This is a genomic window from Amycolatopsis sp. NPDC003861 (assembly GCF_053605405.1).
Window position 1 is genome coordinate 1 of record NZ_JBSGJD010000128.1, and the last position, 26,726, is coordinate 26,726.

Consider the following 26,726-nt stretch of genomic DNA (forward strand, 5'->3'; position numbering starts at 1 on the left):
TGACGAGCTGGGGCGGCACGCAATACGCGTGGGGCTCGCCGACCATCATCGGGATGGCGCTCGGCTCGGTCGTGCTGCTGGCGGCGTTCGTCTTCGTGGAGCTGCGGGCGAAGGAACCGATGCTGCCGATGCGGCTGTTCCGCAACCCGGTGTTCACCGTCGGCGGGATCATGAGCTTCGTCGTCGGCTTCGCGATGCTCGGCGCGCTGTCGTACCTGCCGACGTACATGCAGTACGTCCAGGGCACGTCCGCGACGACGTCCGGGGTCCGGCTGCTGCCGATGGTGCTGGCCCTGCTGGTGGCCTCGATCGCCGCGGGCAACGCGGTGAGCCGCACCGGGCGGTACAAGATCTTCCCGCTGGCCGGGGCGGCGGGCATGACGATCGGGCTGTACCTGCTGTCGCGGCTGGACACCGGCACCGGGTTCTGGGAGGCGTCGGCGTACATGGCCGTGCTGGGGCTGGGCATCGGGCTCGGCATGCAGGTGCTGACCATCGCCGTGCAGAACACGGTGGACTACGCCGACCTCGGCGTCGCGACCTCGGGCGTGACGTTCCTGCGCTCGATCGGCAGCTCGTTCGGCGCGGCGATCTTCGGCACGGTGTACGCGAACCAGCTGACGCCCAAGCTGGCCGCGCTCCCGGTGCCGCCGGGGGTGGACCCGCGGGCGCTGCAGGTGCCCACGGCGTTGCACGCGCTGCCTTCGTCGGTGTCGGCGCCGGTGATCCGTGCGTACAGCGACTCGCTGCACGTGGTGTTCCTCGCGGCGGCGCCGGTCGGGTTGGTGGCGCTGGTCCTGGCGTTCTTCCTGAAGGAGGTCCCGCTGCGCGACACGGCTCGCGCGGCGGCACCGGACCTGGGCGATGGCTTCGCGATGCCGGAGGCCCGCACGGACGACCGCGAGCTGGAGCGGGCGGTGGCGACGCTGTTCTTCCGCGAACGCCGTCAGGTGGCGCCGTCGATCATCGAGCGCGCCGGGGGAGACCTGGACGAGGGCGGGATGTGGTGCCTGCTGCAGGTCCACCTGCGTCGTCGCCGGGGTGAGCCGGCCACGTTGCCGGCGATCGGCACGTACTTCGGCGTGCCGGCGCAGGTGCTGGAGCCGGCGTTCAACCGCCTGGAGCTGACGGGCCACCTGCGGTACACCCGGGACGGCTGGGAGCTGACGGCCGCGGGCCGTGCCGAGTTCGGCAAGGTGGTCCAGGCCTGGCACGACTGGCTGGCCGACCGCCTCGGCGACTGGGGGCAGGGTGACCGGGCCGAACTGGACGCGGCGATCGGCCGGGTCGCGGCCCGCCTGATGGACCAGAGCGCCGAGTCCCGCGCCTCCGGGCGGCACGCCCTCGTCTGACCTGCCGCGCCGGCTCACGCGCCCCGAAGTGGCATTGGGCGCTTGGGGGTGGCCGAGCGGGAGCGTCAGCGGCGCCAGAAGTCGTGCGGGGTGCGGCCCGGCCGGAAGCCGCACGACTCCACCAGGGCCGCCGCCTGCTCGAAGCCGTGGCCGACCAGGCCAGGCTCGTGGGCGTCGCTGCCGAACGACACCGCCTCGCCGCCCACGTCGAACCACCACCGGACCACCTCACCCGGCAACGGCACCTTCGTGTTCACCTCCAGTGCTCGACCGCTTGCCTTCAGTGCACGCAGCACCGTCCGGAACTCCTCCTCGAAGTCGGCCGCCACGAACGGGGGACCTTCGGCCGGCCACGAGCGCAGGGCGTAGTCGATGTGGGCGAGCACCGCGAAGTCCGCCGTCGACTCGACCAGGCCCAGCACCTCGGCGAGGTACGCCCGCAGCAGCTCGCCCGGCGGCCGGCCCGAGACCACCGTCAGCTCCTGGTGGTGCTCGCCGTCCGGGAGGGAGTGCACCGAGCCCAGGACGCGGTCGAAGCCGTGGGCCGCCAGGAGGGCGTCGGCGCGGGGGCGGTGCCAGTGCGGCTCGCTCAGCTCGACGCCCGACAGGATCCGCAGGTTCGGAAACCGCGCGCGGCACTCTTCGACGCACGCCAGGTACCCCGCGACGTCCAGCTCCGGCGGCTCCAGGACGCCGTCCGGGCGCAGGCGCACCCGGAAGTGGTCCGGCAGCAGCGGCCGGACCGGCTCCGGGATCAGCCAGGGGGTCAGGTCCGCGTGCTCGGTGAACGCCACCGACGGCAGGCCCAGCTCGATCGCCCGCTCGCACGAGCCGACCATCGAACCGGTGACCGTGTCCCAGGACCATTCGGTGTGGACGTGCCCGTCCGTCGGGAGGCTCACCACGCCGATTGTGCACCACCGCCTTTCTCCCACCGCCGCCCTTCGCGCCGCTGTACGGTCATGCCATGGCGTCCAAGGCTGTGGAGCTCGAGGTCGGCCCGCACACCGTGCGGATCTCCAGCCCGGACCGGGTCTACTTCCCGGCTCGGGGTGAGACGAAGCTCGACCTGGTCAACTACTACCTCTCGGTGGGCGACGGCATCGTCAACGCCCTGCGCGAGCGGCCCTGCATGCTGCACCGGTTCCCGTCCGGAGTGGCGGGGGAGAAGGTGCACCAGAAGCGGGTGCCGAACGGTGCTCCGCCGTGGCTGGAGACGGTCCGGGTCACTTTTCCGCGGTACAACCGGCACGCGGACGAGCTGTGCGTCACCGAGCTGGCGCATGTCGCATGGGCGGTGCAGATGGCCACTGTGGAATTCCACCCGTGGAACTCGCGGCGGTCCGACACCGAGAAGCCGGACGAGTGGCGGATCGATCTCGATCCGATGCCCGATTGTGGTTACGACCGGGTTCGGCGGGTTGCTCACGTGGCGCACGAGATCTTGGACGAGCTTGGTGCGGTGGGCTTTCCGAAGACGTCCGGTGGGCGCGGGCTGCACATCTACGTCCGGATCGAGCCGCGGTGGGGTTTCGCCGATGTCCGGCGGGCTGCGCTGGCCTTCGCCCATGAGGTGGAACGGCGGGCTCCGGATGACGTCACCACCACCTGGTGGCGGAAGGACCGGGACCCGCGGTTGCTCTTCGTCGACTACAACCAGAATGCCCGGGATCATACGATCGCCAGTGCATACTCGGTTCGCGGGAATCCTGAAGGGACGGTTTCGACGCCGGTTCGGTGGTCGGAGATCGATGATGCCTTGCCGGGCGATTTCACTATTGCCACTGTGCCTGGGCGGTTCGCCGAGATCGGCGATCTCCATGCCGGGATCGATGATGCCGTTTTTTCGCTTGAGCCGTTGCTCGAGTGGGCTGATCGGGATGGTGTCGAGGTGCCTGATCCGGGGTGATTGTTTGCAACCCCGAAGCGGTCATTGTGCCGTGTTCTGGCTTCGGATCGGGGTTGCGGGGGGCCTGGGTTCCGTCGTGGGCTGGTAGTGCGTGCTGCTTCTGTTTGGGTGCGGTCAGTCGAGGCGCTCGATGATTGTTGCGTTGGCCAGGCCTCCTGCTTCGCACATTGTCTGGAGGCCGTAGCGGCCGCCCGTTTGCTCCAAGACCGACAGCAGTGTCGTGGCCAGCCTTGCTCCGCTTCCTCCCAAGGGGTGGCCCAAGGCTATTGCTCCTCCGTTGACGTTCACCTTCGCCAGGTCCGCTCCGGTCTCGTGCTGCCAGGCCAGGACCACGCTGGCGAAAGCCTCGTTGACCTCGAATGCGTCGATGTCCGATACCTTCAAGCCCGCCTTGGCCAGGACCTTGTTCGTGGCCGGGATGATGCCCGTCAGCATCAGGAGGGGGTCGTCGCCCGCTACCGCGAAACTGTGGATCCGGGCTCGGGGCTTCAAGCCCAGGTTCGCTGCCGTCTCGGCGCTTGTGATCAGCAACGCTGCCGCGCCGTCGTTGATCGGGGACGAATTGCCCGCCGTCACCTGCCAGGCCAGGTGGGGGAAGCGCTGCTCCCAGATGTCCGCCCGGAACGCCGGCTTCAAGCCCGCAAGGACTTCCGTTGTCGTGCCGGGGCGGACCGTCTCGTCGGTGGTGACCTCCCGCAGCGTGCCGTCCGGTCCCGGTGCCTTCAGCGGGGCCACCTCGGCCGCGAACTTCCCGTCCGCCCACGCCTTCGCTGCTCGCTGGTGGCTTTGCGCCGAGAACTCGTCCAGCTGTGCTCGGGTGAAGCCCCACCTCGCGGCGATCAGCTCCGCGCTGATGCCCTGCGGCACCAGGCCGTCCGGGTAGCGGGCCGCCACCTGGGGACCGAACGGGTCGCGGCCCGCCACCTGGCTGCCCATCGGGACCCGGCTCATCGACTCGACACCCGAGGCGATCACCACGTCGTACGCGCCCGCGATCACACCCTGGGCCGCGAAGTGGACGGCCTGCTGGCTGCTGCCGCACTGGCGGTCGACCGTCACCGCCGGGACCGACTCCGGAAGCCCGGCCGCCAGCGCCGCCCAGCGGGCCGTGTTCATGCTCTGCTCGCCGATCTGGCCCACCGCGCCGCTGATCACGTCGTCGATGCGGGCCGGGTCCACGCCCGTGCGCTCGGCCAGGGACCGCAAGGCGTGGGCGTGCAGGTCCACCGGGTGCACCCCGGCCAGTGTCCCGTTCGGCTTGCCCTTGCCGATCGGGGTTCGTACCGCGTCGACGATCACCGCGTCCGTCATGGCGTCTGCCTCCTCGCAGATCGGGGTCCCTTCGGTATACGCCCGGTCGGTTGGAATCCACAACTCAGCTGTTCGCCACGTCACACCACGTTGACGTGCTAGGTTGGATTTTCAACCCCGTGGAGGTGGCATGGTCCGGCGTGGTCGCGAATGCTCGGTCGCCGAGGCGCTGGAAGTCGTCGGCGAACGGTGGAGCCTGCTCGCGCTGCGGGAGATCATGCTGGGGGAGCGGCGGTTCAACCAGATCGCCGAGAACACCGGCGCGAGCCGGGACATCCTGGCCGCGCGGCTGCGCAAGCTCGTCGACGCCGGCGTCCTCGAGAAGGTCCGGTACGAAGCCCACCCGCCGCGCCACGAGTACCACCCGACCGAAGCCGGCCGCGCGCTGCAGCCCGTCCTGCTCGGCCTGATGGCCTGGGGTGACAAGTACGTCCACCAGGGCGAACCCCCCACCCTGTGGCGCCACGCCTGCGGCGAAGTGCTCGAGCCGGCCACCGTCTGCGCCTGCTGCGGCGGCCCGGTCGACGCCCCGGGCACCCACGCGATCCGGCTGGGCGCCGTGCACGCCTGAGCCAAGCCGGTACGGCCTCCTCGCATCCGTCGCGAGGAGGCCTTTTTGCTGCGCGGCCGTTGACTTGTGGCCCCGGTCACTGTAACTCTTGAACGAATCAGTGCAAGAACCTGACAGATGACCGGCAGATCGCGGCAGACGTCAGGAAGATTCCGGTTTCGCTCCGAGTCGTCTCCCTCCCCTCCCCGGATCAGAGGAACCGCATGAGAACGAAGCGTGTGTTGTCACCCGCGGCCGCCTTCGCCGCCTTGTCCCTGCTCCTCACCACGCCCGCCGCTCCGGCGAGCGCGGCGCCGGCCGCACCCGCGCCGGCCGTCCAGGCCGCCTCCGCGACCTACACCGCCAGCAGCCAGCTCGCCGGCTACCCCGTCTCGAACGTCGGCGACGGCAACCAGGACACCTACTGGGAAAGCGCGAACAACCAGTTCCCGCAGTGGGTCCAGGCCGACCTCGGCACGCCGACCGACGTCGCGCAGCTCGTGCTCAAGCTGCCGGCCGCGAACTGGGGCGCCCGCACGGAGACCTTCAGCGTCCAGGGCAGCACCGACGGGACCACCTTCACCGACCTGAAGCCCTCCGCCGGGTACGTCTTCGACCCGGCCAAGGCCAACACGGTCACCGTCGACGTCAGCGGCAAGCCCCGGTTCGTGCGGCTGAACGTCACCGCCAACACCGGCTGGCCCGCCGCCCAGCTCTCGGAGTTCGAGGTGCACGGCCCCGCCGGCGGCGACACGCAGCCGCCGTCCGCGCCCGGCAACCTCGCCTACACCCAGCCCGCGAGCGGCCAGCTCCGGCTGAGCTGGTCGGCGTCGACCGACAACACCGGCGTCACCGGCTACGACGTCTACGCCAACAACCAGCTCCGCGGCAGCGTCGCCGGCAACGTCCTGACCTACACCGACAGCCAGCCCGACGGCGCCACGGTCTCCTACTTCGTCCGGGCGAAGGACGCGGCGGGCAACCAGTCGGCCCCCAGCAGCACCGTGACCCGCACCGGTACCCAGGCCGGGACGAACCTGGCCCTGGGCAAGCCGATCACGGCGTCCTCGACGGAGTGGACGTACGTGGCGGGCAACGCGAACGACGGCTCCCTGACCACGTACTGGGAGGGCGGCGGCGGGACCTACCCGAACCTGCTGACCGTCGCGCTCGGCGCGAACGCCGACCTGAACCAGGTCGTGGTCAAGCTCAACCCGGACCCGGCGTGGGGGCCGCGGACCCAGACGATCGCCGTCGAAGGCCGGGAGCAGAGCGCGTCCGCCTTCACCACGTTGGCCGCCGCCCAGAGCTACAGCTTCAACCCCGCGAGCGGCAACACCGTGACGATCCCGCTCGGCGGGCGCGCCGCCGACGTCCGCCTGCGCGTCACCACCAACTCCGGCGCGGGCGGCGGGCAGGCCGCGGAGTTCCAGGTCTTCGGCGTCCCCGCACCCAACCCCGACCTGACCATCTCGGGCGTGTCCTGGTCGCCGCAGAACCCGGTGGAGACCGACGCGATCACCGCGTCGGCGACCGTCCGCAACGCGGGCACGGCGGCTTCGGGCGCGACGAACGTCAACCTCTACCTCGGGACGACCAAGGTCGGTACGGCGAACGTCGGCGCGCTCGCGGCCGGCGCTTCGACGACGGTGTCGGCGAACATCGGCACCCGGGACGCGGGCAGCTACCAGCTGACCGCCAAGGTCGACGAAGCCAACGCCGTCATCGAACAGAACGAGGCCAACAACGCCTACACGAGCTCGACGGCGCTCGTCGTCAGCCCGGTGCAGAGCTCCGACCTGGTCGCGGCCACGGCGTGGTCGCCGAACAACCCGTCCGCGGGCAACACGGTCACCTTCACCACGACCCTGCGCAACCAGGGCACGGTGGCGAGCGCCGGCGGCGCCCACGGCATCACGGTGACGATCACGGACCAGAACGGCACCGTAGTGAAGACACTCAGCGGAACCTACACCGGCGCGATCGCCGCCGGGGCCACCGCGAGCCCGGTCACCGTCGGCACCTGGACCGCCGCCAACGGCCGGTACACCGTCAAGACCGTCGTCGCGAACGACGCCAACGAGCTGCCCGTCAAGCAGGACAACAACACCGGCACCCAGGCCCTCTTCGTCGGCCGTGGCGCGAACATGCCCTACGACATGTACGAAGCCGAGGACGGCGTCCTGGCGGGCGGCGCCGCCGTGGTCGGGCCGAACCGCACGATCGGCGACCTCGCGGGCGAGGCGTCGGGCCGCAAGGCCGTGACGCTGAACTCGACCGGCTCCTCGGTGGAGTTCACCACCCGCGCGGCCACCAACACCCTGGTCACGCGGTTCTCCATCCCGGACAGCGCGGGCGGCGGCGGGATCACCTCGACGCTGAACGTCTACGTCGACGGCACCTTCCTCAAGGCCATCGACCTCACCTCGCACTTCGCGTGGCTCTACGGCGCCGAGACCGGCCCGGGCAACTCGCCGGGCGCCGGCCCGCGGCACATCTACGACGAAGCCTCGGTGCTGCTGGGCACCACCGTGCCCGCCGGTAGCCGGATCAAGCTGCAGAAGGACGCGGCGAACACGACGAACTACGCGATCGACTTCGTCAACTTCGAGCAGGCCACCGCGGTCGCCAACCCCGACCCGGCACACTTCGCGGTGCCCGCCGGGTTCACCCAGCAGGACGTGCAGAGCGCCCTCGACAAGGTCCGGCAGGACACCACCCTCACCGGCGTCTACCTGCCGGCCGGGACCTACGCGTTGTCGAGCAAGCTGAACGTCTACGGCAAGGCCGTCACGGTCACCGGCGCCGGGCCGTGGTTCACGAAGTTCTCCGCACCCGCCGGGCAGGAGAACACCGACATCGGCATCGACGTGCAGGCGAGCGCGAACGGCTCGACGTTCAGCGGGTTCGCCGTGTTCGGCAACTACACGTCCCGGATCGACGGCCCCGGCAAGGTGTTCAACCTGACGAACGTCGCGAACCTGACGATCGACAACATCTGGGTCGAACACCAGGTGGTCATGGTCTGGGGCACCAACGTGGACAACACCACGATCAAGAACTCCCGGATCCGCGACACCTTCGCCGACGGCGTCAACCTGACGAACGGGAGCACCGGCAACCACGTCACCAACATCGAGGCCCGGTCCACCGGTGACGACAGCTTCGCGCTGTTCGCCGCCACGGACCTCAACCCGGGCAACCAGTACGACAACGTGTTCGAGAACCTCACCGCGCTCACGCCGTGGCGTGCGGCCGGGCTCGCGGTCTACGGCGGGTACAACAACACCTTCCGGAACCTCTACATCGCGGACACGCTGACCTACTCGGCGATCACGATCAGCTCGCTCGACTTCGGCTACCCGTTCCTCGGGTTCGGGCCGCAGCCGACGACGGTCCAGAACGCCTCGCTGGTCCGGGACGGCGGCCACTTCTGGGGCCAGCAGACCTTCCCGGCGATCTGGCTGTTCTCCGCGTCCAAGGAGTTCCGCGGCATCCGGGTGTCCGATGTGGACATCCAGAGCCCGACCTACAGCGGCATCATGTTCCAGACCAAGTACACCGGCACCACGCCGGAGCACCCGGTCGAGGACACCGTGCTGGCGAACGTGTCGATCACCGGCGCCCACCGCAGCGGGGACGCCTTCGACGCGAAGTCCGGGATCGGGATCTGGGCCAACGAGCTGCCGGAGCCGGGCCAGGGCCCGGCCGTCGGCTCGGCGACCTTCACCGGGCTGACCCTGGCCGACAACGCCGAGGATATCCGCAACCGCACCACCACGTTCACCATCAACCGCAGCTGAGCCAGGCCGCGCGGGCCCGCCGGGAAGCCGTTCCCCGGCGGGCCCGCGCCGTGCCAGGATGACGCCGGAGGTGGTCGACGTGCGGATCCTGGTCACCGGCGGCACCGGGCAGCTCGGCTCGGCGGTCGTGACGCGGCTGCGGTCGGCGGGCGCGGAAGTCCGCGTGCTGAGCAGGCGGGCGGCGCCGGACGTCGTCCGCGGCGACCTGCGGACCGGGCGGGGCATCGACAGCGCCGTCGCCGGGGTGGACGTCGTCGTCCACTGCGCCACCGACTACTTCGGGCGGGAGACGCAGCTCGCGCGCACGCTGATCGAGGCGGCGCGGTGGGCGGGCGGCCCGCACCTGGTGTACGTCTCGATCGTCGGCGTCGACCGGGTCCCGCTCGGCTACTACCAGGCCAAGCACGAGACCGAGGAGCTGTTCGCGGCCTCGGGCCTGCCGTACACGATCCAGCGGGCCACCCAGTTCCACGGCCTGGTCCGCGCGCTGCTCGCGGGCGCGTCCCGGCTCCCGGTGGTGCCGGTGCCGCGGATCTCGTTCCAGCCCGTCGACGTCCGGGACGTCGCCCGCCGCCTCGCCGCCCACGCGCTGGCCGACCCGGCCGGCCGCGCGCCCGACTTCGGCGGTCCGGAGATCCTCACCGCGACCGAGCTGGCCCAGGCGGTCGGCGAGGTGACCGGGCGGCACAAGCGGATCGTGCCGCTGAAGGTGCCGGGGGAGACGTTCCGGGCCTACGCCGACGGCGGGCACCTCACGCCCGGGCACCGCGAAGGCGAGATCACCTTCCGCGAGTACCTGGCCGAGAGCGTTCGTATGTAATCGGATTAATTATTAAGAATCTTGACCTCGGCTCCGAATAGGTCATATGTTTGGCGGGCTGCACGCCGGTCCTGCCTTCGACGCCGAACGGATCCGACATGTCGAACCCTCCCTCTCGCCGTACGTTCTTCAAGCTCGGAGGCGCCGTCGGCGCCGGTCTCGCCTTCAGTGGCATCCCACCCTTCGTGGCCAGCGCGGACGTGCTGCGGCCGGCCGCGGCGGACCTGGTGCCGGACGCCCGGGCGACCACGCTGTGGTACCCGGCTCCCGCGATCGAGGACAAGATCATCGAGCAGGGTCTGCCAATCGGGAATGGTCGGATCGGTGCTCTCGTCGGGGGCGACCCCGCCGCCGACTTCCTCTACCTCGCCGACGCGTCGCTGTGGACGGGCGGCGCCAACGACGTCCTCGACGACGACGGCCAATTTCCGTACGAACGCGAGAAGTTCGGCACGCTCGGTCTGCTGGCGAAGCTGCGGATCTCGGTGCCCGAGCACACCGGCGTCACGGACTACCGGCGCACGCTCGACCTCAGCAATGGCCTGGTCGTGATCACCTACCGGTACCAGGGCGTCCGGTACCGCCGCGAGTACTTCGCGAGCCACCCCGACGACGTCGTGGTGATCCGGTTCAGCGGCGGCCCCGTCACCGGCTCGGTGTCGCTGGAGCCCACCCGCGGCGAGACCTCCTCCGGCGCGACGGCGTTCACCGGCACGTTCGCCAACGGCCTGAAGTACGCGTGCACGGTGGCCGGCGGGGCCACGTTCAGCGGCGACGACGTCGTCATCGTGCTCAGCGGCGGCACGAACTACGTGCCCGACGCGGCGCGGAAGTTCCTCGACGCGTCGCTCGGCCCCCTGGCCCTGGCGAAGCGGAAGGCGGCCGCGGCGCAGGCCGCGGGTGGCGGCGCCCTGCGGGCCACCCACGTGGCGGACTACCGGCGGCGGTACGACCGGATGAGCGTCGACCTCGGCCGGTCGTCGCCGGCCCAGCGGGCCCTCGACACGTGGTCGCGGCTGGTCGCCCGGCACGACCGGCCGGGGGTGCCCGACCCGGAGCTGGAGGCGAGCTACCTGCAGTTCGGGCGCTACCTGACGATCACCGGCTCGCGCGACGGCCTGCCGATGGGCCTGCAGGGCCTGTGGCAGAACACCAACACGCCGGACTGGATGAGCGACTACCACACCGACATCAACGTCCAGATGAACTACTGGCTGGCCGACCGCGCGGCGCTGCCGGAGAGCTTCACTGCCCTGGCCGGCTACTGCCTCGCGCAGCTTCCGGTGTGGACGGACAGCACGAACCGGCTGTTCAACGACCCGCGCAACCGCTACCGGAACACCAGCGGGAAGGTCGCGGGCTGGGCGGTCGCCTTCTCCACCAACATCTACGGCGGCTCCGGCTGGTGGTGGCACCCCGGCGGCAACGCCTGGCTGTGCAACTCGCTCTGGGACCACTACGCCCACACGCAAGACAAGGCCTACCTCGCCCGGATCTACCCGCTGCTCAAGGGGGCGGCCGAGTTCTGGGACGCGCGGCTGCTCCCGATGACCGTCGACGGCCGCGAGGTGCTCGTCGACGACCACGACTGGTCACCCGAGCACGGCCCGCAGGACGCCCGCGGGATCACGTACGCGCAGGAGATCGTCTGGGACCTGTTCGAGCACTACCGCGAAGCCGTCGCGGTGCTGGGCCGGGACCGCGCCTACGGCGACCGGATCGCCGGGCTGCAGAAGAAGCTGTACCTGCCGAAGGTGAGCCCGGCCACCGGCTGGCTCGAGGAATGGATGTCGCCGGACAACCTCGGCGAGACCACGCACCGGCACCTGTCCCCGCTGATCGGCTTCTTCCCGGGCGACCGCATCGCGGCCGACACGGCACCGCGCGAACTGCTCGACGGCGTCCGGGCGTTGCTGATCGCGCGCGGGATGGACAGCTACGGCTGGGCGACCGCGTGGCGCTCGGCGTGCTGGGCGCGGCTCAAGGACGCCGAGCGTGCGTACCAGCTGCTGCTCACGGTGCTGCGGCCGTCGGTGGACAACGGCAACGGGACCGCGCCGAACTTCTTCGACATGTACAGCCAGGGCAGCTACGCGATCTTCCAGATCGACGCGAACCTCGGCGCGCCCACGGCGATGCTCGAAATGCTGGTGTACTCGCGGCCGGGGGTGCTGGAACTGCTGCCCGCGTTGCCGTCGGCGTGGGCGGCGTCGGGCCGGGTGACCGGGATCGGCGTGCGCGGCGGCTTCGAGGTGGACGTCGCATGGCGGGCCGGGAAGGTCACCAAGGCGGTGATCCGCAGCGTCGGCGGCACCCGGACCGAAGTGCGGGCCGGGACCTGGCGGCGGACCATCACCCTGCGGCCGGGAGCGTCGATCACGGTCCGGCCGTGAATGAGGCCGGCCCGGTGTGGGTATCCGGACGGCTGCACCGACGCAGGGGAGAGGACAGGATGATCCGCTGGGCGACGTTCGACTGCTTCGGCACGCTGGTGGACTGGCGCCACGGCATCACCACCGGGCTGGAGCTGCTGTTCCCCGGCCGCGGCGCGGACCTGCTCGAGGTCTACAACCGGATCGAGCCGCAGGTTCAGGCCGAAGTGCCGGTGCGGCGCTACCGGGAGGTGCTCGCCGAGTCCGTGCGCCGGACCGCGGCCGAAGCCGGGCTGGAGCTGGTGGCGGACGACGCGTCGGTGCTCGGCACCGGGCTGCCGTACTGGCCGGTGTTCGCGGACGTCCGGCCGGCCCTGTCCGCGCTGCGGGAAGCGGGCTGGCGGCTCGCGCTGCTGACCAACTGCGACCGCGACCTCATCGGCGAGACCCAGCGGCGGCTGGTGGTGCCGATCGACGCGATCGTGACCGCGGAGGACGTCGGCGAGTACAAGCCGGGGCACGGCCACTTCCGGCGGTTCGCCGCGTCCTTCGACGCGACCGCCGCGAACTGGGTGCATGTGGCGCAGAGCCACTTCCACGACATGGTGCCCGCCCAGGCGCTGGGCATCCCGCGCGTGTGGGTCAACCGGCACGACGGCCCGCAGGACCCGGCGGTGGCGGACGCGGTCCTGCCCGGCCTGGACACCCTGGTCGAGACGGTCGAGCGGGTGCACGCCGGAGCTCGCTGACCGCCGTCACGGGTGGCGCACCACGACCCGGCGCGGCGGGAACAGCGCGGCCCACAGCGTTTTCCACGGGTGCGAAGCCGGCCGCTCGCGCACCACCGGCGCCGGGCGCTCCCCGGCCCGGTACGCCATCTCCACCTGCACCCAGTCGTGGATCCAATCGCCTCGCATGAGGGCTCCTTCCGTCGTGGAGCCCACGTTCGTCCTGAGGGGTGAGGCGTCGCATCGGGTGATCACGCAGTCCGGCGGCCCCGGACCCCTTACGGCTATCGTGACCGGGTGGCCGCGACGACGTACCTGTTCGTGCCCGGCGATCGGCCCGATCGCTTCGGCAAGGCGGTCGCCAGTGGCGCCGAGGTCGTGATCCTGGATCTGGAGGACGCCGTTTCGGCGGAGGCCAAGGATGCGGCCCGCGCTTCGGTGCGCGAGTGGCTCGAGCGTGACCGCGCGATGGTCCGGATCAACGCGCCCGGGACCCCGTGGTTCGCCGAGGACGCCGCGATGGTGACCGCGCGGGGCGTGCCGGTGATGGTGCCGAAGGCGGAGACGCCGGGGGTGCTCGCCGGGTTCGGTGAGGTGGTCGCCCTCGTCGAGACCGCGCTCGGCGTGGAACGCGCGGGTGAGCTGGCCGCGGCGCCTTCGGTGCGGCGGCTGGCGTTCGGCAGTGTGGACCTGGCGGCCCAGCTCGGGGTGACGCCGGAGGACCGGGATCCGTTCGTCTACGCGCGATCGCGCCTGGTGATCGCCTCGGCGGCGGCCGGGCTGGCCCCGCCGGTGGACGGCGTCACCACGGAGTTGCACGACCCGGCCCGGCTTGCGGAAGACGTCCGGTATGCGCGTTCGCTGGGTTTCGGGGGCAAGCTGTGTATCCACCCGCGGCAGGTGGGGCCGGTCCGGGAGGGGTTCGCCCCGACGGAGGCCGAGCGCGCGTGGGCCCGCCGGGTCCTGGCGGCGGGGGATGGGGTGTCCGTTGTGGACGGGCGGATGGTGGACAAGCCGGTGCTCACCCGGGCCCGGCACATCCTGGAGACCTGACGCGCTACACCGCGCCCTGACGCCGCAGTGCGTCCGCGTCGAAGCCGAACTCCCTCAACACCGCGTCCGTGTGCTCGCCCAGCGCCGGCACCGGGGCCATCCGCGGCGCCCGGCCGGCCACCGTGATCGGCGGCAGCGTCGCCCGGATCGGCCCGCCCGGGGTCGCCACCTCGGCGAACCGGTCGCGGGCCGTGAGCTGGGGGTGCGCCAAGACTTCCGGTAGGTCGCGGCGACGCGCATAGGCAATCCGGCCCGCCGCCAGCCGTGCCTCCAAGGCAGCGCCGGTGAGCTCGGCGAAGATCGTGTCGATCGCGGCCTCCAGTTCCGCCCGGTGGGTCACGCGGGCGCTGCCGGTGGCGAACCGCGGATCGGTGACCCAGTCCGGGCGGGCGAGCGCGTGCTCGCAGAACGCCGCCCACTCGCGGTCGTTCTGCACCGCCAGCACCACTTCGGTCCCGTCGCCCGCGGCGAACGTTCCGTAGGGCGCGATCGCGGCGTGGCTGGTGCCCGTCCTCGGCGGCGGTGTCCCGCCGTAGCCCGCGTAGTACAGCGGGAAGCCCATCCACTCCACCAGCGAGTCGAACAGGCTCACCTCGAGTTCGGTGCCCTGCCCGGTGCGCTCGCGGTCGTACAGCGCGGAGAGGATGCCGGAGAACGCGTACATCCCGGCGCCGATGTCCGCGGCCGGGATGCCGCTCTTGGCCGGCTCCTCCTCGGAGCCGGTGACCGACACCAGCCCCGCTTCGGACTGGATCAGCAGGTCGTACGCCTTCGCGTCGCGGTACGGCCCGGTCGAGCCGTAACCCGACACCGAGCACGTGATCAGCCGCGGCCGGGTCGCGCGCAGGGTGGCCGCGCCCAGCCCGAGCCGGTCCGCGACGCCGGGTGCGAAGTTCTGCACGAACACGTCCGCCCGGTCCAGCAGCGCCGCCATCACGCCGGGCGCCGCGTCGCTCTTGAGGTCGAGGGTCACGCTCTCCTTCGACCGGTTCAGCCACACGAAGTGGCTGGAGAGGCCGTGCACGGTTTCGTCGTAGGCGCGGGCGAAGTCGCCGGTGCCCGGCCGCTCGATCTTGAGCACCCGGGCGCCGAGGTCGGCCAGGTGCCGGGTGGCCAGCGGCGCGGCCACCGCCTGTTCGCACGACACGACGGTGACGCCGTCGAGGGGCAAGGAGCGCATGGCCGCATCCTGCCACCCGCCGCCGGTATGACCGGGCCGGATCAACGGGAGTTTCGGGCAAAACCGTTGACGCGTCCCGAAGCGGGCTTGCAGTCTGAATCGATCAGCTGACCCCGGCGACCGGCGAGCGAGGTGCCCGATGGGCAGGGTGCGGCAGGCCGACATCGCGCGCGTGGCCGGGGTTTCCCAGGCGACCGTGTCGGTGGTGCTCGGCGGCAACCGCACCGGGGTCCGGCTGGCCGAGGCGACCCGGCTGCGCGTGCTGGAGGCCGCCCAGCGGCTGGGTTACGCCGATCCGCTGGCGAAACGACAGGCGGGCCACGGCCTCTTCGGGATCTGCGCCGCCGGCCCGGCGTTCGAGGCGCACCAGGCGATCCTGGCCGGCATCGCGGCGGAAGCGGCCGTGCTCGGCAAGGACCTGATCATGTTCACCGCGCCCGGCCCCGGTTTCCCGCGCCGCAGCCGGCTCGCCGACGGCTGCCTGTTCTTCGGCGGTCCGGTGCCCGCGGAACAGCTCGCCACCGGGTACCCGATCGTCCACATCGGACGCTGCCCGGAGCTCCGCGTCCCGTACGTCGACGCCGATTACGCATCGGCGTCGGCCGAAGTGCTCGCCCGGCTGCGGCAGGCGGGGCACCGGCGGATCCGCCACCTGCGCGAGCCGGCCGACACCCCGGCCGCGCGCGAGCGGGAGAGCGGCACCGGCATCGAGCCCGCCCTGGTGGTCCGCACCGACGGCACCGGCCTCGCGACGGCGGTCCGCGGCTGGTTAGCCGACGGCGTGACCGCACTGGTCGTCGACGAGGCGGTGTGCGCTCCGGCGCAGCGGGCCCTGCACGCGGCGGCGGTGTCGGTTCCCGGCGACCTGTCGCTGGCGGTGCTCGGCTGCCCGCCGTCCAGCCCGGAAGTCAGCGGCTTCGAGGTACCGCGGCGCGCCCTCGGCCGCGAGGCGGTGCGGCTGCTGGCGTCGGTGGTGGCCACGGGGGCAGGCGAGCCCCGGCTGCTCACCTGCCCGCCGGTGGCCGGGACGACGATCGCGCCGGTTCAGGACAGCGCGCCGTTGTAGTCCGGCAGTTTGAAGGTCCGCTCGGCGTGCCCGCCGTCGAGGTCGGTGGTGTTGTTGCCGATGTTCGCGACGATCGTGTAGCCGGCCTGTTCGATGGCGATCCGGGCCTTGGTCTTGTTGGTCTGCACCGGGTCGAAGTTGAACAGGGGACGCAGGTAGAGCCCGTCGTCCGGGTACCCGACGGCCTTCAGGTTCCCTTCGGTGGGCCACCGGAGCACTTCGGTGCGGTCGCTGACGAAGAAGACCGCGGCCCCCTTGGCCTGGGCGAGCTTGGCGAGCGCGAGGACCGGCTTGACGGCGGGCGTGGTGAACCCGCCGTTGTAGTAGGTCTCCAGGCTCGTGTTGTCGATGTCGAGCACGATGGCGGTCCGTCCACCCGGGACGGCGAGCCGCTGGGTGAGGTAGTCGGCCGCCGGCGTGGTGACCGCGGTGACATCGGCGACCCAGGTGGCGTAGGACGGCGCGGCGGCGGCCGTGGCGGCGGGCCGGGCAACGGCGGCGTCGGCGACACCGGCGCTGCCGAGCAGCAGCAGGACGGCGGAGGCGGTGCCGGCCACGGCGAGGCGGGCTTTCGAGGGTGACATGGCTGACAGTCCACCAGCCGGTGGCGAGTGATCGTACCGGCAAGTAGCCGAATTTATTTCATGTTCGCGACGGGCTGGGAGACCGGAGCGCGCCGGGTCTCCGGTTCGGGCAGGATGCACCCGGGCCGGCCGGGACGGATTCTCGGTTCGGCGGAGGATGACGGGGGAGCGCACATGGCCACGACCAGTGAGAGCGCCGCCAAGCTGGCGGTGCTCATCGACGCGGACAACGCCCGGCCGGGGATCACCGAGGCGCTGCTGGCCGAGGTTGCCAAGTACGGCACCGCGCATGTGAAGCGCGCCTACGGCGACTGGACCGGGGCGAGCCTGAAAGGCTGGAAAGATCAGTTGCTGGCCCAGTCGATCCAGCCGATCCAGCAGTTCGCGTACACCACCGGCAAGAACGCGACCGACGCGGCAATGGTCATCGACGCGATGGACCTGCTGTATTCTGACCGCTTCGACGGCTTCTGCATCGTCTCCAGCGATTCCGACTTCACCCGGCTGGCGGCGCGCCTGCGCGAATCGGGTCTGACCGTGTACGGCTTCGGCGAACGCAAGACACCCAAGCCGTTCGTCGCGGCGTGCGACAAGTTCATCTACGTCGAGAATCTCGGCTACCCCGGCAGCGCGGCCGAGCCGGCCGATGCGGCACCCGCGCAGAGGTCGTCCGCCCGCGCCGCGCAGCTCGCGGCCGACCTCGCGTTGATGGCCGTGCTGCGCAACGCGGTCGAAGCCGCTTCCGACGACGACGGCTGGGCGTCGCTGTCCGCCATCGGCAACATCGTCACGAAGCAGCGCCCGGACTTCGACTCCCGCACCTACGGCTACGCCAAGCTCAGTGACCTGATCGCCGCGACCGCGCTGTTCGAGATGAACCGCCGCAGCCCGGGCGACAGCAAGCCGCCGGTCATCTACGTGCGCGACAGGCGACGGCAGGCCCAGCCTGTATAACGTTGTATTCGGCCGGTTAGGCGACCGAGCTCAGTCTGTTCCCACGGCCAGCGCGTCCGGCGGCGCCAATGATAGGAATGGCCGGTGACCGAACCGAACCTGATCGAAGCCGCCGCGGCCGAGGCCGTCACGCTGACCAGCGAGCTCATCCGCATCGACACGACCAACACCGGCGATCCCGACACGCTGGTCGGCGAGCGGGCGGCGGCGGAGTACGTGGCGGAGAAGCTGACCGACGCCGGCTACGAGATCACCTACGTCGAGTCGGGCGGGAAGAACCGGCACAACGTGATCGTGCGGCTCGAAGGGGCCGATCGCGAGCGGGGCGCCCTGCTCATCCACGGTCATCTCGACGCCGTGCCCGCCGACGCCTCGGAGTGGTCGGTGCACCCCTTCTCCGGCGCGATCCAGGACGACTACGTCTGGGGCCGGGGCGCGGTCGACATGAAAGACATGTGCGCGATGGCGCTCGCGCTGGCCCGGCACTACAAGCTGAACGACATCGTGCCGCCGCGGGACCTCGTCTTCGCCTTCCTGGCCGACGAGGAGGCCGGCGGCAAGTACGGCGCGCAGTGGCTGGTCGAGAACCGGCCCGAGCTGTTCGAGGGCGTCACCGAGGCGATCAGCGAGGTCGGGGGCTTCTCGATCACGCTCAAGGACGACGTCCGCGCCTACCTGATCGAGACGGCGGAGAAGGGCATCCGCTGGATGAAGCTGCGCGTGCGCGGCACCGCCGGGCACGGCTCGATGATCCACCGCGACAACGCGGTCACGAAGCTGTCCGAAGCCGTCGCCAAGCTCGGCAACCACCGGTTCCCGCTGGTGCTGACCGACTCGGTGAAGGAGTTCCTCGCCGGCGTCACCGAGATCACCGGCTGGGACTTCCCCGAGGACGACCTGGAGGGCTCGGTCGCCAAGCTGGGCAACATCTCCCGGATGATCGGCGCGACCCTGCGCGACACGGCCAACCCGACCATGCTCACCGCCGGATACAAGTCGAACGTCATCCCGTCGGTCGCCGAAGCCGCGGTCGACTGCCGGATCCTGCCGGGCCGGCTGGAGGCCTTCGACCGCGAACTCGACGAGCTGCTCGGCCCGGACATCGAGAAGGAGTGGATGGAGCTCCCGCCGGTCGAGACCACCTTCGACGGCGCGCTCGTGGACGCCATGACGGCCGCGGTCCTGGCCGAGGACCCGGGCGCGAAGACGCTGCCGTACATGCTGTCCGGCGGCACGGACGCCAAGTCGTTCCAGGAGCTCGGCATCCGCAACTTCGGTTTCGCGCCGCTCAAGCTGCCCGCGGACCTCGACTTCTCGGCGCTGTTCCACGGCGTCGACGAGCGGGTCCCGGTCGAGGCGCTGAAGTTCGGCACCCGCGTACTCGACCGGTTCCTGCGCACCAGCTGATGACCGGGTTCGCGCTCGCCGACGGCACGCCCCTGCAGGTGATCCGCCGGGGCGACCCGGCCGCGCCGGTGACCGTGGTGTTCGTCCACGGCTACGCGCTCGACCAGCGCAGCTGGGGCCGCATCGCGCCGCTGGTGCCGGACGCCGCCGACGGGCCGGTGGCCGTGCTGACCTACGACCAGCGCGGCCACGGCGGCTCCGGGCGGGCGCGCCGCGGCACCGCGACCATGGCCCAGCTCGGCGACGACCTCGCCGAGCTGCTGACCCGCGAGGTGCCCGAGGGCCGCGTGGTGCTGGTCGGCCACGACATGGGCGGCCTGGCGATCATGTCGCTGTCCCAGCGGCACCCGGCGTTGTTCGCCGAGCGGGTCTCGGGGCTGGTGCTGCTGGCGACGTCGTCGGGCACCCTCGCCACCGAGGTGTCGGCGACCTGGCCGAACGCGCTGGGCAAGCTGGCCCGCGACCTCGAAGCGGTGCTCGGCTCGAAGCTGTTCGGCGTGGTGCGCGAGCACACCAGCCGGGCGGTCAGCGCGGGCCTGCGCTGGTGGCTGTTCGGCGACGACCCGGACCCGGACCTGGTCGAGCTGACGGTGAAGATGATCCGCGGCAACTGGCCCCACACGGTGTCGGTGTTCCGCCCGGCCATGGACGCCTACGCGCGCGACGCGGCGCTGGCCCAGGTCGCCGACCTCCCGGTGACGGCGATCGTGGGGGAGCGGGACCGGATCGTCCGGGCGTCCGATGTGGAGCACTGGGTCCGCGGCCTCGGCAACGGGACGGCGGTGGTGCTGCCCGGGGTGGGGCACGTCGTGCCGCTGGAGGCCGCGGCCCAGGTGCTGCCGCGGGTGGTCGCGCTGGTCAACGCGAGCCGGCGGGCCTGAGGTCAGCGGGTGCCGGCGGCGACGAACATCGGCACCGCGACGAACAGCCGGTCCTCGCGGGCGCGGGCCGACTGCTCGTCCAGCCAGGCGCCGTCGCCGCCGAGGTTGGCCAGGACCGGCAGGGCCGCCGGGTCCGTCCACACCACCGTGTGCACCTCGACCGTCACCTCCGTGAACCCGTTGTCCAGCAACAGGTTCCGGTACCGCCGGGCGATCCGGGGGTGTGGCATGCCGTTCGCTCGCGTGTGGACGATCGAGCGGGTGCGCGCCGGATCGTCCGAGTCGATGACGATCGTGTCCCAGTCCTGGCCGGCGAGCACCGCGCGGCCGCCCGGGGCGAGGACGCGGCGGGCCTCGGCGACCGCGAGCGCGGGGTCGGGCAGGACGTGCAGGACCTTGTCGGCGCGGTAGCCGGTGACCGCGCCGTCGTCCAGGGGCAGGGTGGTCGCGTCGGCCACGTGGAACTCGCCGTCCGGCCAGCGCGCGGCCGCCACCGAGATCATGGCCGGGTCGGCGTCGACGCCGATGGCCCGGACCCCGCGAGCGGCCAATTCGCCGACGGCCCGCCCGCCGCCGCAACCGACGTCGACCACGACGTCACCCAGTCCTTGGTAAGTGCGTTCCCGCAGGTGGACGGCTTGCGGCCGGTCGTCGAGGGCGTCGAGGAGGGTCAGCAACGTGGACATGCGACCCATCCTGCGACTTAATGCCGACATGAAGTCAATCGGCGAAGTGGCGGCCCGGTTCGGGCTGCCGGCCCACGTGCTGCGCTACTGGGAAGCGGAAGGGCTGCTGACCCCCGCCCGCGCCGGCACCCGGCGCCGGTACACCGACGCGGACCTGCGGCGGGTGGCCGCGATCCTGGTGGCGAAGGAAGCCGGGTTCGAACTCGCGGACATCCGGTCGATGCTGACCGACCGGTCCGCGGCCGGGCGGGCGGCGATGGCGGCCCGCCAGCGGGAGCGGCTCCGGACCCGGATCGCGCGCGCCCAGGCCGCGCTCGAGCTGATCGAAGGTGACTGCCGGCACGACGACCTCATGACGTGTCCGCACTTCCAGACCCTCATCGACCGACAGCTCGATCGTTCTTGACAACTTCTCTGTTCGGTTGGATGCTGGGCGCATGTTTCCCGTGGCGGTGATCGAAGACGCGGCGGCGGCCGAGGTGTCGCTGGACCCGGTCCGGGCCCGGCTGCTGGCCGAGCTGGCCGAGCCGGCCTCGGCGACCATGCTCGCCGCGCGCGTCGGCCTGCCGCGCCAGAAGGTCAACTACCACCTGCGCGCGCTGGAGAGCCACGGCCTGGTCGAGCTGGTCGAGGAACGCCGCAAGGGCAACGTCACCGAGCGGATGATGCGAGCGACGGCGGCGTCGTACGTCATTTCGCCGACGGCGCTGGCCGCGGTGCAGCCGGACCCGGCCCGCTCACCGGACCGGCTCTCGGCGCGGTGGCTGCTCGCCGTCGCCGGCCGGCTCGTGCGGGACGTCGGCCTGCTGATCACCGGCGCGGCCAAGGCCAAGCAGCGCCTGGCGACGTTCGCGCTCGACGGCGAGGTGCGGTTCGCCTCCGCCGCCGACCGGGCCGCGTTCGCCGAAGAACTCACCACCGCCGTCACCACGCTGGTGGGGAAGTACCACGACGAAGCGGCCGAGAAGGGCCGCTCGTACCGGGTGGTCGTCGCCGTGCACCCGAGCGTCCCGGAGGAGTCCTGAAGTGGGGTACGAGTTCGAACTGACCGACGTCGCCGAAGTCGGCGCGACGCCGGAGCAGGTGTGGGAAGCCATCGCGACCGGCCCGGGCATCGACTCGTGGTTCATGGGCCGCAACGAGGTCGAGGGCGGCACCGGCGGCACGGTCCGCGGCGCCTTCGGGGCCTACCGGCCCGAGTTCCGGATCAGCGAGTGGGACCCGGCGGAGAAGCTCGCCTACGGCAGCGACACCGCACCGGACGGCCGCCGGATCGCCTACGAGTTCCTCATCGAGGGCCGCGGCGGCGGCAGCACGGTGCTCCGCTGCGTCACCAGCGGCTTCCTGCCGGGCGACGACTGGGAGGACGAGTTCGAGGCGATGACCGCGGGCGGCGACCTCTTCTTCCGCACACTGGTCGAGTACGTGACGCACTTCGCGGACCGGACCGCGACCCCGGTCACCGCGTTCGGCCCGCCGGTGGCGGATTGGGACGAGGTGTGGACACGCCTGGGCACTGCCCTGGGTCTGACCGCCCGTCCTGCCGAGGGCGACCGGGTCCGGCTCGGCGGGGGAGGCGTGGTCTACGCCGTCAACGACCAGACGGTCGGCATCCGGACGCCGGACGCGATGTACCGGTTCGTCCGCGGCTTCCAGGGCGCGATGGTCGCCTGCCACGACCTGTTCGCCCCGGGTGCGGACGCGGACGTCGAGGAAAAGACCTGGGGCGACTGGCTGAACCGGGTGGCCGGCTAGGTCGGGAGGGCGCCGGGGAGGCTCTGCGCCGTCTTCTTGCGGCGGAGCCAGACCCGGCGCGTGCCGTCGGCGTAGAGCCGCACGGTGCGCAGTTCCCAGCCCGCGAACTCCGCGTGGATGGAGAGCTGGATCGCCGCCGCACGCCGGGACACACCCGGGGGGAGGTGCAGGCGGCGATACTCCCAATCCCCTTCGACCACCGCCTCGCCGACCGCTGTCATGGCTGGATCACCTGGGTCCCTTCTCCGGCGGCCGAGCCGACGATCACCCGGCCGCTCTTCTCGTCCACCCCCACCGAATCCGGCTGGCGCACGGTGGGGAACCGGTACTTCTCCACGGGCTCGCCGCCGCGGACGTCGAACCCGGCCACTTCGTTCCGTTCGGTGAGCGTCACCCACGCCAGGCTCCGCGTGGCGTCGTAAGCGATCCCGTACGCCCCACCGGGCACCGGGAAACGCTGCTTCAGGATCAGCGGACCCGACGAGAACGCCAGCAGCGCCCCCGCCCGCGCGTCGGTCACCAGCACCCGGCCGTAGGAATCCGCCACGGCGTTCGCGGCGCCATCGCCCGCCCGCAAGCCTTCGCCGACCTTCCCGGCGGCGACGTCGACCGAGAACACCGCCGTCCGCAGCCGATCCAGCACCACCACACCGTCCCCGGTGTCGACCACGTCGTCGGCGCTGTAGAGCTGCCCGCCGATCGTCCGCGCCGGACCCGCGGCCGGCAGCACCCGGATGTCCTTGCCCGCCCCCATCGCGACCAGGCGATCGGCCCCGTAGACGATGCTCGACGCCGGCTGCCCGCCGATCTTCGTCTCTGTCAGCTTCCGATCCGGCAACGTCAGCTGCTGCACCACACCCTGACCGGGCTCCGCGATCTCCACCCGCCCCGGCGACACCGTCAACCGGGACGCAGCACTGTATAACGGCATATTCACCGGGGGTGACGCGAGCGCGTTCAGGTCGTACAGCCGCAGAGCCGGGGGCGAAGAAACCGCAACGACGAGGGTCGAGGTCTTCGCGTCCACGGCGACGGCCGACACCGAGCCGTCGCGCAGGACCTGACCGGCGGGCGGCACGGTCACGGCGGGGGAGACGGCCGGGCGCGCGGCGGTCGGGTTCGCGACGATCTGGAGGTCGTCGGAGGTCGACTTGGCCGACGAGCAGCCCGAGAGCACCAGGGCACCGGCGAGCGGGAGCGCGAGCCACGACACGGCGGCGAGCCGATGCACGTTGCGGCCTCCAGTTGTCCCTCGGCGGTCGGTCTTCACCAGCATGCTCCTCGATCCCCGTGCCGTCACGTGCGTGTCACCGAACAGACACCTGGCGCTCACCGCGGCCAGCGTTCGGGGTAGCCGACCTCGATCGCGCTGACGTCGTCGAGCGCGGACCGGATGGCGGGCGGGAGGGTGATGTCCTCGGCCGTCAGCGAGCCGGTGAGCTGGCCGGTGTCCCGGGCGCCGACGACCGGGGCGACGACGCCGGGCCGGTCGCGGACCCAGGCCAGGGCGACGGCCAGCGGGGACGTGCCGAGGCCGTCGGCGGCGGTCGCGACCGCCTGCACGATCCGGGCGGCGCGGTCGGTGCGGTGGTGCTCGACGTACCCGGCGTAGGCGCTGTTCGCGCCGCGGGAGTCGGCGGGGGTGCCGGTGCGGTACTTGCCGGTCAGCACGCCGCGGCCGAGCGGCGCCCACGGGAGCAGCCCGATGCCGTGGTGCGCGGCCGCGGGCACCACCTCGCGGTCCACCCCGCGTTCCAGCAGCGAGTACTCGACCTGGGTGGAGACGATCGGCGCGAGGGCCGAGGCGCCCGCGGCGGCGGTGGCCAGCTGCCAGCCGGCGTAGTTCGAGACGCCGACGTAGCGAACCTTTCCGCTGGTCACGGCGTACTCGAGGGCGGCGAGGGTCTCGGCGAGCGGCACGCAGTCGTCCCAGGCGTGCAGCTGCCACAGGTCGATGTGGTCGGTGCCGAGCCGCTTGAGCGAGCCGTCGAGCGCGGTGAGCAGGGCGCCGCGGGAGGCACCGCCGCCGAACGGCCCGTCGGTGCGCTTGGCGACGGCCTTCGTCGCGAGGACGACGTCTTCACGGGGCACGAGGTCGCCGAGCAGCGAGCCGAGCACCCGCTCGCTCTCGCCCTCGCCGTAGATGTCGGCCGTGTCCACCAGGGTGCCGCCGGCGTCGACGAAGGCGACCAGCTGGCTGGCGGCCTCCTCCGCGTCGGTGTCGCCACCCCAGGTCATGGTGCCGAGCGCCATACGGGAGACGCGCAGTCCCGAGCGGCCGAGCAGTCGCTTTTCCACGACCGCCGAGCCTAGTGGGCTGCCCCGTCCGGAGGAGACCAAGGTGAGTCGTGTCGCGATCATGGCCCCCGTTAGGGTCTGGCCCCGTGCGACTCGGACTGAATCTCGGCTACTGGGGAGCGGGGAACGACCCCGCGAGCCTGGCCCTGGCGAAACAGGCGGAGGACCTCGGCTACGCAGTCGTGTGGGCCGCGGAGGCCTACGGCTCGGACGCGGTGACCGTGCTCACCTGGATCGCGGCGCGGACGTCGCGGATCGACGTCGGGGCCGCTGTGCTGCAGATCCCGGCCCGGACGCCGGCCATGACGGCGATGACCGCCGCGACGCTCGACACGCTGTCGGGCGGCCGGTTCCGGCTCGGCCTCGGCGTGTCCGGCCCGCAGGTGTCCGAGGGCTGGCACGGTGTGCGGTTCACCTCGCCGGTGGGCCGGACCCGGGAGTACGCCGCCATCGTGCGTTCGGCGCTGCGGCGGGAGCGGGTGCGGTTCGAGGGCGAGCACTTCACGCTGCCGCTGCCGGACGGCCCGGGCAAGGCGCTGCGGCTGACCGTCCGCCCGGCCCGCAAGCACCTCCCGCTGTACCTGGCCGCGATCGGCCCGAAGAACCTCGAGCTGGCCGGCGAGATCGCCGACGGCTGGCTGCCGGTGTTCTTCTCGCCGGCCCACGCGGGGGAACAGCTGGCCCACGTCCGCGCCGGCGCCGAGCGGGCCGGACGCAACCTGGACGGCTTCGACGTCGTCCCTTCAGTGCCGCTGGTGCCGGGCGAGGACTGGCGGACCTGCGCGGACGCCGTCCGCGGCTACGCGGCGCTCTACCTCGGGGGGATGGGGAGCAAGGAGAAGAACTTCTACAACCGGCTGGCGTGCCGGATGGGATTCGCGGCCGAGGCCGCCGAAGTGCAGGAGAAGTACCTGGCGGGCGACCGGGCGGGGGCGATGGCGGCGGTGCCGGCCGAGTTCCTCGACGCGACGTCGCTGCTGGGCCCGAAGGAACGGATCGCGGAGAAGATGACGGAATACGCCGAAGCCGGCGTGACGACCCTGTCGGTGTCGCCCTACGGCCCGGAGCCGGCCTCGGCGTTGCGCACGGCCGCCGAGGCGCTCGAGCTGGCGGGGGTGGCCTGACGTGGGGTGGTTCGAAGCACTCGTCCTGGGCCTGGTCCAGGGCCTGACGGAGTTCCTGCCGATTTCGTCGAGCGCGCACCTGCGGATCGTCGCGGCCCTGGCCGGCTGGGACGACCCGGGCGCGGCGTTCACCGCCGTCACCCAGATCGGCACCGAGCTGGCGGTGATCATCTACTTCGGCCCCAAGATCGGCCGGATCCTGAGGGCCTGGTTCTTCTCGCTGTACAAGGCGGAGTGGCGCCGCGACCCGGACGCCCGCCTGGGCTGGCTGATCATCGTCGGCTCGCTGCCGATCGTGGTGCTCGGCCTGCTGCTGCAGGACGAGATCGACAGCGCGTTCCGCGACCTGCGGATCACCGCGACGGTGCTGATCGTGTTCGGCGTGATCCTGCTGATCGCCGACCGGATCGGCAAGCAGGAGCGCACGCTGGACGACCTGACCGTGCCGCACGGCCTCGGGTTCGGGTTCGCGCAGGCGCTGGCCCTGATCCCGGGCGTGTCCCGTTCGGGCGGCACGACGAGCGCGGGCCTGCTGCTCGGCTACACCCGAGCGGAGGCGGCGGAGTACTCGTTCCTGCTGGCGCTGCCGGCGGTGTTCGGATCGGGCGTGTACAAGCTCAAGGACATCGGCTCGGGCAACGTCCCCGCCCAGTGGGGCCCGACGATCCTGGCCACGCTGGTCGCGTTCGGCGTGGGCTACGCGGTGATCGCCTGGCTGATGGCGTACATCAAGAAGCGCAGCTTCGTCCCGTTCGTGGTGTACCGGCTGGTCCTGGGCGTGCTGCTGTTCGTGCTCATCTTCACCGGCGCGCTGGACCCGAACGCCGGGCCCGTCGGTCACTGATCCAGAACGCCCCAATGTGGCGTTCGGTGCGTCTGACGCACCGAACGCC

26 protein-coding genes are annotated in these 26,726 nt (G+C 71.7%); 17 read left to right on the forward strand and 9 right to left on the reverse strand.

Features of this window, described 5'->3' with window-relative positions:
- A partial coding sequence (locus tag ACWEVN_RS27975) for an MFS transporter (RefSeq protein WP_452053263.1) occupies window positions 1-1,352 on the forward strand: 1,352 nt, incomplete at its 5' end.
- Between the two features lie 65 nt (window positions 1,353-1,417).
- Here ACWEVN_RS27975 and ACWEVN_RS27980 read toward each other — a convergent pair.
- Window positions 1,418-2,254, reverse strand: coding sequence for a PHP domain-containing protein (locus ACWEVN_RS27980; protein WP_452053264.1), 837 nt, complete (start codon window positions 2,252-2,254; stop codon window positions 1,418-1,420).
- A 65-nt stretch (window positions 2,255-2,319) separates the two neighbouring features.
- On the opposite strand from ACWEVN_RS27980, the gene ligD reads away from it, so the two are divergent.
- Window positions 2,320-3,261: a non-homologous end-joining DNA ligase gene (gene ligD / locus ACWEVN_RS27985; RefSeq protein WP_449682482.1), complete on the forward strand. Its 942-nt coding sequence runs from the start codon at window positions 2,320-2,322 to the stop codon at window positions 3,259-3,261.
- Window positions 3,262-3,375: 114 nt separating this feature from the next.
- Here the strand turns inward: ligD and ACWEVN_RS27990 are convergent, their stop codons facing one another.
- Window positions 3,376-4,572, reverse strand: a complete 1,197-nt coding sequence (locus ACWEVN_RS27990) for a thiolase family protein (protein ID WP_452053265.1) — start codon at window positions 4,570-4,572, stop codon at window positions 3,376-3,378.
- A 130-nt stretch (window positions 4,573-4,702) separates the two neighbouring features.
- On the opposite strand from ACWEVN_RS27990, the gene ACWEVN_RS27995 reads away from it, so the two are divergent.
- From ACWEVN_RS27995 to ACWEVN_RS28015, 5 genes are all read left to right on the forward strand, one after another.
- The gene (locus ACWEVN_RS27995) at window positions 4,703-5,143 is read left to right on the forward strand and encodes a winged helix-turn-helix transcriptional regulator (protein ID WP_452053266.1); all 441 of its coding nucleotides are present in this window, start codon (window positions 4,703-4,705) and stop codon (window positions 5,141-5,143) included.
- 203 nt (window positions 5,144-5,346) lie between these two features.
- On the forward strand, window positions 5,347-8,925 hold the full coding sequence (locus tag ACWEVN_RS28000) for a discoidin domain-containing protein (RefSeq protein WP_452053267.1): 3,579 nt from the start codon (window positions 5,347-5,349) through the stop codon (window positions 8,923-8,925).
- A gap of 58 nt (window positions 8,926-8,983) precedes the next feature.
- Entirely contained in the window at window positions 8,984-9,745 is a 762-nt protein-coding gene (locus tag ACWEVN_RS28005; protein ID WP_452053268.1) for an SDR family oxidoreductase, read from the forward strand.
- 98 nt (window positions 9,746-9,843) lie between these two features.
- Window positions 9,844-12,138 (forward strand): glycosyl hydrolase family 95 catalytic domain-containing protein, encoded by a 2,295-nt coding sequence (locus tag ACWEVN_RS28010; RefSeq protein ID WP_452053269.1) that lies wholly within the window; start codon window positions 9,844-9,846, stop codon window positions 12,136-12,138.
- 59 nt (window positions 12,139-12,197) lie between these two features.
- On the forward strand, window positions 12,198-12,866 hold the full coding sequence (locus tag ACWEVN_RS28015; protein WP_452053270.1) for an HAD family hydrolase: 669 nt from the start codon (window positions 12,198-12,200) through the stop codon (window positions 12,864-12,866).
- Between the two features lie 6 nt (window positions 12,867-12,872).
- On the opposite strand, the gene ACWEVN_RS28020 is transcribed toward ACWEVN_RS28015, so the two are convergent.
- Window positions 12,873-13,034, reverse strand: a complete 162-nt coding sequence (locus ACWEVN_RS28020; RefSeq protein ID WP_452053271.1) for a hypothetical protein — start codon at window positions 13,032-13,034, stop codon at window positions 12,873-12,875.
- Window positions 13,035-13,142: 108 nt separating this feature from the next.
- Here ACWEVN_RS28020 and ACWEVN_RS28025 point away from each other — a divergent pair, with 108 nt between their 5' ends.
- Window positions 13,143-13,898, forward strand: a complete 756-nt coding sequence (locus tag ACWEVN_RS28025; protein ID WP_452053272.1) for an HpcH/HpaI aldolase/citrate lyase family protein — start codon at window positions 13,143-13,145, stop codon at window positions 13,896-13,898.
- Between the two features lie 4 nt (window positions 13,899-13,902).
- On the opposite strand, the gene ACWEVN_RS28030 is transcribed toward ACWEVN_RS28025, so the two are convergent.
- On the reverse strand, window positions 13,903-15,078 hold the full coding sequence (locus ACWEVN_RS28030) for a CaiB/BaiF CoA transferase family protein (RefSeq protein WP_452053273.1): 1,176 nt from the start codon (window positions 15,076-15,078) through the stop codon (window positions 13,903-13,905).
- A gap of 139 nt (window positions 15,079-15,217) precedes the next feature.
- On the opposite strand from ACWEVN_RS28030, the gene ACWEVN_RS28035 reads away from it, so the two are divergent.
- Complete coding sequence (locus tag ACWEVN_RS28035) at window positions 15,218-16,144, forward strand: LacI family DNA-binding transcriptional regulator (RefSeq protein ID WP_452053274.1); 927 nt, start codon at window positions 15,218-15,220, stop codon at window positions 16,142-16,144.
- Here ACWEVN_RS28035 and ACWEVN_RS28040 read toward each other — a convergent pair.
- Window positions 16,123-16,728: an HAD family acid phosphatase gene (locus ACWEVN_RS28040; RefSeq protein ID WP_452053275.1), complete on the reverse strand. Its 606-nt coding sequence runs from the start codon at window positions 16,726-16,728 to the stop codon at window positions 16,123-16,125. The genes ACWEVN_RS28035 and ACWEVN_RS28040 overlap by 22 nt on opposite strands.
- 174 nt (window positions 16,729-16,902) lie before the next feature.
- Here ACWEVN_RS28040 and ACWEVN_RS28045 point away from each other — a divergent pair, with 174 nt between their 5' ends.
- The 3 genes from ACWEVN_RS28045 to ACWEVN_RS28055 all read left to right on the forward strand — a co-directional run bounded on the left by ACWEVN_RS28045 (window position 16,903) and on the right by ACWEVN_RS28055 (window position 19,970).
- Complete coding sequence (locus ACWEVN_RS28045) at window positions 16,903-17,682, forward strand: NYN domain-containing protein (protein WP_452053276.1); 780 nt, start codon at window positions 16,903-16,905, stop codon at window positions 17,680-17,682.
- An 84-nt stretch (window positions 17,683-17,766) separates the two neighbouring features.
- The gene (locus tag ACWEVN_RS28050; RefSeq protein ID WP_449687961.1) at window positions 17,767-19,089 is read left to right on the forward strand and encodes a M20/M25/M40 family metallo-hydrolase; all 1,323 of its coding nucleotides are present in this window, start codon (window positions 17,767-17,769) and stop codon (window positions 19,087-19,089) included.
- Complete coding sequence (locus ACWEVN_RS28055; RefSeq protein WP_452053277.1) at window positions 19,089-19,970, forward strand: alpha/beta fold hydrolase; 882 nt, start codon at window positions 19,089-19,091, stop codon at window positions 19,968-19,970. Before ACWEVN_RS28050 ends, ACWEVN_RS28055 begins: the two co-directional genes overlap by 1 nt.
- Before the next feature lie 2 nt (window positions 19,971-19,972).
- Here ACWEVN_RS28055 and ACWEVN_RS28060 read toward each other — a convergent pair whose 3' ends face one another.
- On the reverse strand, window positions 19,973-20,656 hold the full coding sequence (locus tag ACWEVN_RS28060) for a methyltransferase domain-containing protein (protein WP_452053278.1): 684 nt from the start codon (window positions 20,654-20,656) through the stop codon (window positions 19,973-19,975).
- A gap of 28 nt (window positions 20,657-20,684) precedes the next feature.
- Between ACWEVN_RS28060 and ACWEVN_RS28065 the strand changes: the two genes are divergently transcribed.
- The 3 genes from ACWEVN_RS28065 to ACWEVN_RS28075 are packed head-to-tail and all read left to right on the forward strand — an operon-like array spanning window position 20,685 to window position 22,411.
- Window positions 20,685-21,062 (forward strand): MerR family transcriptional regulator, encoded by a 378-nt coding sequence (locus tag ACWEVN_RS28065; RefSeq protein ID WP_452053279.1) that lies wholly within the window; start codon window positions 20,685-20,687, stop codon window positions 21,060-21,062.
- Between the two features lie 31 nt (window positions 21,063-21,093).
- A complete protein-coding gene (locus tag ACWEVN_RS28070) occupies window positions 21,094-21,681 on the forward strand; it encodes an ArsR/SmtB family transcription factor (protein ID WP_452053280.1) in 588 nt (195 codons plus the stop codon).
- A 1-nt stretch (window position 21,682) separates the two neighbouring features.
- Window positions 21,683-22,411: an SRPBCC family protein gene (locus tag ACWEVN_RS28075; protein ID WP_452053281.1), complete on the forward strand. Its 729-nt coding sequence runs from the start codon at window positions 21,683-21,685 to the stop codon at window positions 22,409-22,411.
- Here the strand turns inward: ACWEVN_RS28075 and ACWEVN_RS28080 are convergent.
- The 3 genes from ACWEVN_RS28080 to ACWEVN_RS28090 all read right to left on the reverse strand — a co-directional run bounded on the left by ACWEVN_RS28080 (window position 22,408) and on the right by ACWEVN_RS28090 (window position 24,709).
- The gene (locus tag ACWEVN_RS28080; protein WP_308678000.1) at window positions 22,408-22,632 is read right to left on the reverse strand and encodes a DUF5703 family protein; all 225 of its coding nucleotides are present in this window, start codon (window positions 22,630-22,632) and stop codon (window positions 22,408-22,410) included. The genes ACWEVN_RS28075 and ACWEVN_RS28080 overlap by 4 nt on opposite strands.
- Window positions 22,629-23,642, reverse strand: coding sequence for a YncE family protein (locus ACWEVN_RS28085; RefSeq protein ID WP_452053283.1), 1,014 nt, complete (start codon window positions 23,640-23,642; stop codon window positions 22,629-22,631). The genes ACWEVN_RS28080 and ACWEVN_RS28085 overlap by 4 nt, the downstream gene beginning before the upstream one ends.
- A 98-nt stretch (window positions 23,643-23,740) precedes the next feature.
- A complete protein-coding gene (locus ACWEVN_RS28090) occupies window positions 23,741-24,709 on the reverse strand; it encodes an aldo/keto reductase (RefSeq protein WP_310972737.1) in 969 nt (322 codons plus the stop codon).
- 86 nt (window positions 24,710-24,795) lie between these two features.
- On the opposite strand from ACWEVN_RS28090, the gene ACWEVN_RS28095 reads away from it, so the two are divergent.
- Both ACWEVN_RS28095 and ACWEVN_RS28100 read left to right on the forward strand, forming a co-directional pair.
- The gene (locus ACWEVN_RS28095; RefSeq protein WP_452053282.1) at window positions 24,796-25,833 is read left to right on the forward strand and encodes an LLM class F420-dependent oxidoreductase; all 1,038 of its coding nucleotides are present in this window, start codon (window positions 24,796-24,798) and stop codon (window positions 25,831-25,833) included.
- A 1-nt stretch (window position 25,834) separates the two neighbouring features.
- On the forward strand, window positions 25,835-26,677 hold the full coding sequence (locus ACWEVN_RS28100; RefSeq protein WP_449687969.1) for an undecaprenyl-diphosphate phosphatase: 843 nt from the start codon (window positions 25,835-25,837) through the stop codon (window positions 26,675-26,677).
- The last annotated feature ends 49 nt before the right edge of the window (window positions 26,678-26,726 follow it).